This window comes from Janthinobacterium sp. (assembly GCF_031995485.1).
Lineage (GTDB): Bacteria > Pseudomonadota > Gammaproteobacteria > Burkholderiales > Burkholderiaceae_D > Janthinobacterium.
The window spans coordinates 21,881-30,109 of record NZ_DAMAGB010000064.1 but is presented as its reverse complement, the minus strand read 5'-3'; the positions used below and the strand labels follow the sequence as shown (position 1 = coordinate 30,109).

Sequence of the window (8,229 nt, the reverse complement as noted above, 5' to 3'; positions counted from 1 at the left end):
TAGACCCCAGCAACGTCAGAATGTTTCAACCTTTTTCGCTGACATAGCCAAAAAAATGCCGCCCGGTTTGCGCCGGACGGCATGCTCGTCGATGACCTGAAGGCAGAGGCCGGCCTTACAGGAAACGATCCAGTATCTTCCTGGTGTGCTTGTCGATGGTAAACATGTCACGGATCAAAAATTGTATTCCGTGGCTGTCCGAGATCAACAGCGAGGCCGAACCGATGCGGCGGATATCTTCTTCGCCCTTCAGCACGAACTGCGTCTCGCCGCGATCCGTATCAACCTGCCAGGTGCACGGCGTGGCAAAGCTGGACACGCTTTTCACGCGGGCGATCTCGGGCATGAATTCGCGCCCTTCCAGCTCTTCGACCAGCAGCGCGCGCGAGGCCGGCGGCAGGTCGTTCAGGTGCTCGATCCACGCCACTTCCTTGCCGTCGCCCTGCATCAGCGAGATGCCCTCGTCGGGCGACTGGATCGGAAACGCGCGCACCGGCGCCACGCCCTCGGTGACCTGGCCGTCCGCCGCCGTCATCAACAGCTTGCCGTACGGGTTGCGGCTCAATGTAAAAGTAATCTCGGCCATGCTTATTCCTTGTCTTCCAATACCATCTCGGCGGCGTTGCGCGCCTGCGCTTCATACAGGCGGTAATAGGCGCCCTCGTTGGCCATCAGTTCGTCATGGCTGCCCACCTCCACCACCTGGCCACGGTCGAGCACCACCAGGCGGTCGGCCCGCTGCAGGGTCGACAAACGGTGCGCGATGGCGATGGTGGTGCGGCCCTGCACCAGGTTGTCGAGCGCCTTCTGGATCTCTTTTTCCGTTTCCGAGTCCACCGACGAAGTCGCCTCATCCATTATCAGGATGCGCGGATCGATCAGCAGCGCGCGCGCGATCGAGATGCGCTGGCGTTCGCCGCCGGACAGGCCCTGGCCCCGTTCGCCCACCATCGAGTCGTAGCCCTGCGGCAGGCGCAGGATGAATTCGTGCGCATGCGCGGCGCGCGCGGCGGCGATGATCTCGTTGCGCGTGGCGTGCGGCTTGCCGTAGGCAATGTTCTCGGCGATGGTGCCGAAGAACAGGAACGGCTCCTGCAGCACCAGGCCGATATTGCGGCGGTAGTCGGATACGGCAAACGAGCGGATATCGACGCCGTCGAGCAGGATCGCGCCTTCCGACACGTCATAGAAACGGCAGATCAGGTTGACCAGCGTGCTCTTGCCCGAACCGCTGTGGCCGACCAGGCCGATCATTTCGCCAGCCTTGATATTGAGGGTGATGCCGCGATTCACGGCCCGGTTGCCGTAGCGGAAACCGACTTCGCGCAGGTCGATGCGCCCTTCGATCTTGTCCAGTTTCACCGGCTGCGCCGGTTCCGGCACGCTCGACACATGGTCGAGGATGTCGAAGATGCGCTTGGCGGCCGAGGCCGATTTTTGCGTCACCGACACGATGCGGCTCATGGAATCGAGACGGCCATAGAAGCGCGTGCTGTAGGCGATAAACGCGGTCAATACCCCCACCGTGATTTCGCCGCGCGACAATTGCCAGATGCCGAAGCACCAGATCACCAGCAAACCCATTTCGGTCAGGAACGAAACGGTCGGCGAGAACAGCGACCAGACCTTGTTCAGTTTGTCGTTGACGGCCAGGTTGTGCGCATTGGCGTCGCGAAAACGTGCCGCTTCGCGTTTTTCCTGGGCAAATGCCTTCACCACGCGGATGCCGGGGATGGTATCGGCCAGCACGTTGGTCACTTCGCTCCACACGCGGTCGATCTTTTCAAAGCCGGTGCGCAAACGGTCGCGCACCAGGTGGATCATCCAGGCGATGAACGGCAAGGGCGCCAGCGTCATGATGGCCAGCCACGGGTTCATCGACCACAGGATGGCGCCCGTCATGATGATCATCAAGACGTCGGAGGCGAAGTCGAGCAGGTGCAGCGAGAGGAACACGCAGATGCGGTCGCTGCCGCTGCCGATGCGCGACATCAGGTCGCCCGTGCGCTTGCCGCCGAAAAACTCCAGCGACAGTTTCATCAGATGTTCGTAGGTGGCCGAACGCAGGTCGGCGCCCATGCGCTCGGACACCAGCGCCAGCACATAGGTCTTGCCCCAGCCCAGCAGCCAGGCCAGCAGGGCCGAGCCCAGCAGGCCGGCCATGTAATACACCACCAGCCATGGATCGATCTGCTGCCCGTTCTGGTACGGGATCAGCACATTGTCCATCAGCGGCGCCGTCAGGTACGGCGGGATCATGTGCGCGGCCGTGGACAGCAGCATCAGCGTGAAACCGAGCGCCAGCTGGCCGCGGTACGGATGGGCGAAGCGCCACAGGCGGAACAGGGTCCAGGTCGATGGCGGCGTGTGCAGCACCTTGGCGCAGACCGGGCACTCTTCCTGCTCCGGTTCGAGCGGCGCCTTGCAGCTGGGGCACACTTCCTGTTCGGCGACCAGCACCGGCTGGCCCGTCAGGTGGCTGTCGAGGCGTTCGACAAATTGCTCCAGCACGCGGATCGCATGCAGGTTCTGGCCCAGGGTAAAACGCCACGAGGCCAGGCGGCCGTGGTCATCGAACAGTTCCAGGTGGCCGACCCCGGCGTGGTCGTGGTGCGCCAGGCGCAGGCCGGGGCGGTACGACCAGTGCTTCCACTCGGTTTCGCCGGGCGCGCGCGCCAGCAGACGCTTCTCGGTGACAACAATTATGCCTTTTGTGAAACGTAATCGCGCGTCGAGGTCAACCTCCACGCTACTTAAAACGTTCTCTCCGGTAAGCAGGTTGCTGTTGACCTGCGCCAGCCAGTGTTCGGGCAGCGCGGTCGGGGGTGTGGTTGTTGCAGGAACTATCAGTTCAGTTGTCATCGTAAAGCATGCTCCGGCTCGTGGCCTGGCCCTTCAAGGGCGGGATTTGGGGGGATGGGCAAGCGCCTGTCCTGGGGTTGTGCGGCGGATGGCGGCTGGCAGATACCAGTGGCAATTTCCTGTATTGTATCGAATGGATGCCTGCAGGTAAGGTATGGATCATGAAACTGATCAGGAAGGTCCAGATGGATGCTGCGCTTTTGCAACGCCGGTATGAAGTATACAACAACGCGCCGTTGCAAAAATGAAGCAATTTGCGGGGCAAGACGGTCAATAGTGGCAGGCAAGGCAAGTATTGGTAACAATTAGAAACGTAACTCCAGCAGAATAGTAGAAGCAAACGCGACAAGAGGTCACTAAAAGTGGCACACTGCGCATACCCGGGATAAAGAACCAAGCACGAGCCTGAAAAGTCTCTGTAGAGCCACCATAAAGTATCTGGCGCCCAGACGCCTGGCTTGTTATCAAGAAACCACTTACATGATCAAGAAGAAGAACATCGAATTTCTCCGCGTCACCCACCTGCGTGGCCCGAATATCTGGACCTACCGTCCGGTGATCGAGGCCTGGGTCGATATCGGCGAACTGGAAGACTGCCCCTCCAACACCCTGCCCGGCCTGTATGACCGGCTGGTCGCGCAACTGCCCGGCATGATCGAGCACCGCTGCGGCGTGGGCGAACGGGGCGGCTTTTTCGAGCGCCTGCGCGAAGGCACGTGGTCGGCGCACATCCTCGAGCACGTGGTGCTGGAACTGCAAAACCTGGCTGGCATGCGCACGGGCTTCGGCCAGACGCGCTCGACCAGCCAGCGCGGCGTCTACAAGATGGCCTTCCGCACCCGCGAGGAGCAGGTCGGCCGCGCCGCCCTGGAAGCGGGGCGCGCGCTGCTGATGGCGGCCATCAACGACACCCCGTTCGACCTGGAGCTGGCGCTGGCGCCCCTGCGCGACATGGTCGACTCGCGCTGCCTCGGTCCGAGCACGGCCAGCATCGTCGACGCCGCCACCGAGCGCCGCATCCCGTCGCTGCGCCTGAACGACGGCAACCTGGTGCAGCTGGGCCATGGCGCCGCACAGCGCCGCATCTGGACCGCCGAAACCGACCGCACCAGCGCGATCGCCGAAGGCATCGCCAGCGACAAGGACCTGACCAAGTTCCTGCTGAAATCCTGCGGCGTGCCCGTACCCGAAGGCAGCCTGGTGCGCAGCGCCGACGCGGCCTGGGAAGAAGCGCAGGACATCGGCGTGCCGGTGGTGGTGAAACCATACGATGGCAACCATGGCCGCGGCGTGTCGCTCAATCTGATGACGGAGTCCGATGTCAAGGCCGCCTATGAACTGGCCGCGCGCCAGGGCGACAGCTCGGCCGTGATTGTCGAAAGCTTTATCACCGGCGACGAACACCGTTTGCTGGTGGTCGGCAACAAGCTGGTGGCTGCCGCCAAGGGCGAATCGCTGTGGGTCGATGGCGATGGCACCTCGACCGTGCAGCAGCTGGTCGACACGCAGATCAATACCGATCCGCGCCGCGGCGAAGGCGAAGATTTCCCGCTCGGCACCGTCAAGCCGCATGAGTCGGGCGAAATCGTGCTGGAACTGCAGCGCCAGGGCATGACCTCGCAGTCGGTGCCGCAGGCGGGCCAGAAAGTGCTGATCCAGCCGAACGGCAACGTGGCGATCGACGTCACCGACGATGTGCACCCATCGGTGGCGCATGCGGTGCTGCTGGCCGCGCGCGTGGTCGGCCTCGATATCGCCGGCATCGACCTGGTCACCAAAGACATCACGCGTCCGCTCGAAGAGCAGCGCGGCGCGATTATCGAAGTCAATGCCAGCCCGGGCCTCCTGGCCCATATCAAGCCCGGCGTGGGCCAGCCGCGCCCGGTCGGCGCGGCGATTGTCGATCATCTGTTCGCCCCGGAAGAAACCGGCCGCATTCCGCTGATCGGCGTGACCGGCACGCAGGGCGCCAGCCTGATCGTGCGCATGCTGTGCAAGCTGCTCAATCTGTCGGGCCTGCATACGGGCGCCGTCTGCGGCGAAGGCATGTTCCTCGACCAGCGCCGCGTGGTCAGCGGCAACTGCGTGAACTGGGAAGCGGGCCAGCGCCTGCTGCTCAACCGCACCGTGCAAACTGCCCTGTTCGAGAGCAATCCGCGCATGATCCTGGCCGAAGGCCTGGCCTACGACCGCTGCCAGATCGGCATCGTCACCGACATGGGCAGCCTCGACAGCGTCAAGGATTTCGACGTACTCGATGACGCCGGCCTGTTCAAGGCGGCGCGCAGCCAGGTCGACGTGGTGCTGCCGACCGGCGTTGCAGTACTGAATGCTGCCGAACCGCAGGTGCTGGAGATGGCCGGGCTGTGCGATGGCGCCGTAACGCTGTACGCACAGGACGGCAGCCTGCCGGGCATCGTGGCCCATCTGGCGGCCGGCAAGCGCGCTGCCTTTGTGCGCGGCAACCATATCGTGCTGGCCGACGGCGGCAATGAGACCGTGCTGCTGTGCCTGGACCTGCTGAAACCGGCCACCGCCGGCCATGTCGACAGCGTGCTGGCCGCCGTGGCCGCCGCCTGGTCGCTGGACCTGTCCACCGACCTGATCTGCGCAGGACTGCGCACGTTTGACGCGGCGCCAGGCAGTATCGGCAACTGACAGTACCAGCCCGGCGCAAGCCGGGCCCACAAGAACACAAGGAATACGGTTTAATTATGGAAGTATCTCGCGTACGGGCCCTGCGTGGCCCCAATCTCTGGAGCCACGACACCGCCGTGGAAGCCATCGTTTCCTGCACCACGCAGGAACTCGACATCGCCCAGCTGCCCGGATTCGAAGCGCGCCTGCGCAACCTGTTTCCGCATCTGAGCCCGCTGCAACCGCTGGGCAACTACAACGCCGCGCCGATGGCGCAGGTGCTGGAACTGGCGGCGCTGGGCCTGCAGGCGCAAGCCGGCTGCCCGGTCACCTTCAGCCGCACCACGCCGACGCTGGAAACGGGCATCTTCCAGGTGGTGGTCGAATACTCGGAAGAAGCGGTCGGCCGCCTGGCCCTGGAACTGGCGCAGCAACTGTGCCAGGCGGCGCTCGACGACGCGCCGTTCGACCTGGCCGGCGCCCTGCTGCAGCTGCAGGAACTCGATGAAGACGTGCGCCTGGGCCCCTCGACGGGCGCCATCGTCAACGCCGCCGTGGCGCGCAACATCCCGTTTCGCCGCCTGACCGAAGGCAGCCTGGTCACCTTCGGCTGGGGCAGCAAGCAGCGCAAGATCCAGGCCGCCGAAATGGACGGCACCAGCGCGATTGCCGAAGCCATTGCGCAGGACAAGGAACTGACCAAGAAACTGCTGGACTCGGCCGGCGTGCCGGTGCCGCAGGGCCGCGTGGTGATCGACGCCGACGACGCCTGGGCCGCCGCCTGCGAAATTGGCCTGCCGGTGGTGGTCAAGCCAAAGGACGGCAACCAGGGCAAGGGCGTCACTGTCAACGTCACCACGCGCGAACAGCTGACGGCCGGCTTTATCGCGGCGCAGGAATTCCGCGACGATATCCTGGTCGAGCGCTACCTGCCCGGCCACGATTTCCGCCTGCTGGTGATCGGCAACAAGATGGTGGCAGCGGCGCGCCGCGATCCGCCGCAGGTGGTCGGCGACGGCCGCCACACGGTGCGCGAACTGGTCGACCAGGTCAACCTCGACCCGCGCCGCGGCAGCGGCCACGCCACCTCGCTGACCAAAATCCGCTTTGACGATATCGCCCTGGCGAGCCTGGCCAAGCAGGGTTTTGTGGCCGATTCGATCCCGCCGGTGGGCCAGCGCGTCATCCTGCGCAATAACGCCAACCTGTCGACCGGCGGCTCGGCCACCGACGTCACGGTTGACGTGCACCCGGAAGTGGCGGCGCGTGCCGTGGCTGCCGCGCACATGGTCGGCCTCGATATCTGCGGCGTCGACGTGGTCTCGGACAGCATCCTGAAACCGCTGGAAGAACAGAACGCCGGCATCGTTGAAGTCAATGCCGCGCCGGGCCTGCGCATGCACCTGGCGCCGTCGTTCGGCAAGCCGCGCCCGGTCGGCGAGGCGATCATCGCCGCCATGTTCGCCGAAGGCGACGACGGCCGCATTCCGGTGGTGGCCGTCACCGGCACCAATGGCAAGACCACCACCGTGCGCCTGATCGCGCACCTGCTGACGGCGTCGGGCCTGCGCACCGGCATGACCAATACCGATGGCGTGTATATCGAAGGACGCCAGATCGACAGCGGCGACTGCAGCGGCCCGCGCAGCGCGCGCAACGTGCTGCTGCACCCTGACGTCGACGCGGCCGTGTTCGAAACGGCGCGCGGCGGCATGCTGCGCGAAGGCCTCGCCTTCGACCGCTGCCAGGTCGCCGTGGTGACCAATATCGGCGCCGGCGACCACCTGGGCCTGAACTACATCACCACCGTGGAAGACCTGGCGGTGCTGAAACGCGTGATCGTGCAGAACGTGTCCGACAGCGGCGTGGCAGTGCTGAACGCGACCGATCCGGCGGTGGCGCGCATGGCGAAAAACTGCAGCGGCAGCGTGACCTTCTTTGCGGCCGACAAGACCCATCCCGTGATGGCCACGCACCGCGCGCAGGGCAACCGCGTGGTCTACGTGGAAGACGGCAAGCTGGTGGCGGCGCAAGGCACCGAGCGCCATGAAATCGCGCTGTCGCAAGTGCCGATCACGCGCAATGGCGCGATCGGCTTCCAGGTTGAAAACACGATGGCGTCGGTGGCTGCCGCCTGGGCCGTCGGCCTGGAGTGGGACGCGATCCGCGCGGGCCTGAAATCGTTCGCCAACGAGAACGACAATGCGCCGGGCCGCTTCAATGTGTTCGACTACAAGGGCGCGACATTGATCGCCGACTATGGCCATAACCCGGACGCCATTTTGGCGCTGGTGCAGGCGGTGGAAAGCATGCCGGCCAGGCGCCGCTCGGTGGTGATCAGCGGCGCCGGCGACAGGCGCGACGAGGATATCCGCCAGCAGACGGAAATCCTCGGCGCCGCGTTCGACGACGTGCTGCTGTACCAGGATCAATGCCAGCGCGGCCGCGCCGACGGCGAAGTGGTGGCCCTGCTGCGCCAGGGCCTGACGGGCGCCAAGCGCACCAGCCATATCGATGAAATCAACGGCGAATTCATCGCCATTGACACGGCGCTGGCGCGCCTGGGAGAAGGCGACTTGTGCCTGATCCTGATCGACCAGGTGGAAGAAGCGCTGGCGCATATCGCCAAACGGGTAGCCGAAGCCTGATCGCTCACGCTCACGTCCATGAAGAGGCGGCGCTGGTGCGCCGCCTTTTTTTTCGCCCTGCCCCAGCGCACCGGCACGGTGC

Annotated in this window: 4 protein-coding genes; 2 read left to right on the top strand and 2 right to left on the bottom strand. The window is 64.6% G+C overall.

The features are described 5' to 3' along the window. Positions 1-115 precede the first annotated feature (115 nt). A complete protein-coding gene (locus tag RTQ46_RS25245) occupies positions 116-586 on the bottom strand; it encodes a DUF1854 domain-containing protein (RefSeq protein ID WP_312440347.1) in 471 nt (156 codons plus the stop codon). 2 nt (positions 587-588) lie between these two features. After that, a complete protein-coding gene (locus RTQ46_RS25240) occupies positions 589-2,862 on the bottom strand; it encodes an ABC transporter ATP-binding protein (RefSeq protein ID WP_312440346.1) in 2,274 nt (757 codons plus the stop codon). 480 nt (positions 2,863-3,342) lie between these two features. Between RTQ46_RS25240 and cphA (RTQ46_RS25235) the strand changes: the two genes are divergently transcribed. Continuing rightward, entirely contained in the window at positions 3,343-5,520 is a 2,178-nt protein-coding gene (gene cphA / locus RTQ46_RS25235; protein ID WP_312440345.1) for a cyanophycin synthetase, read from the top strand. A gap of 56 nt (positions 5,521-5,576) precedes the next feature. Next, positions 5,577-8,147 carry a cyanophycin synthetase gene (cphA, locus tag RTQ46_RS25230; protein WP_312440344.1) on the top strand — a complete coding sequence of 857 codons (2,571 nt, stop codon included), beginning with the start codon at positions 5,577-5,579 and terminating at the stop codon, positions 8,145-8,147. Positions 8,148-8,229: the final 82 nt, after the last annotated feature.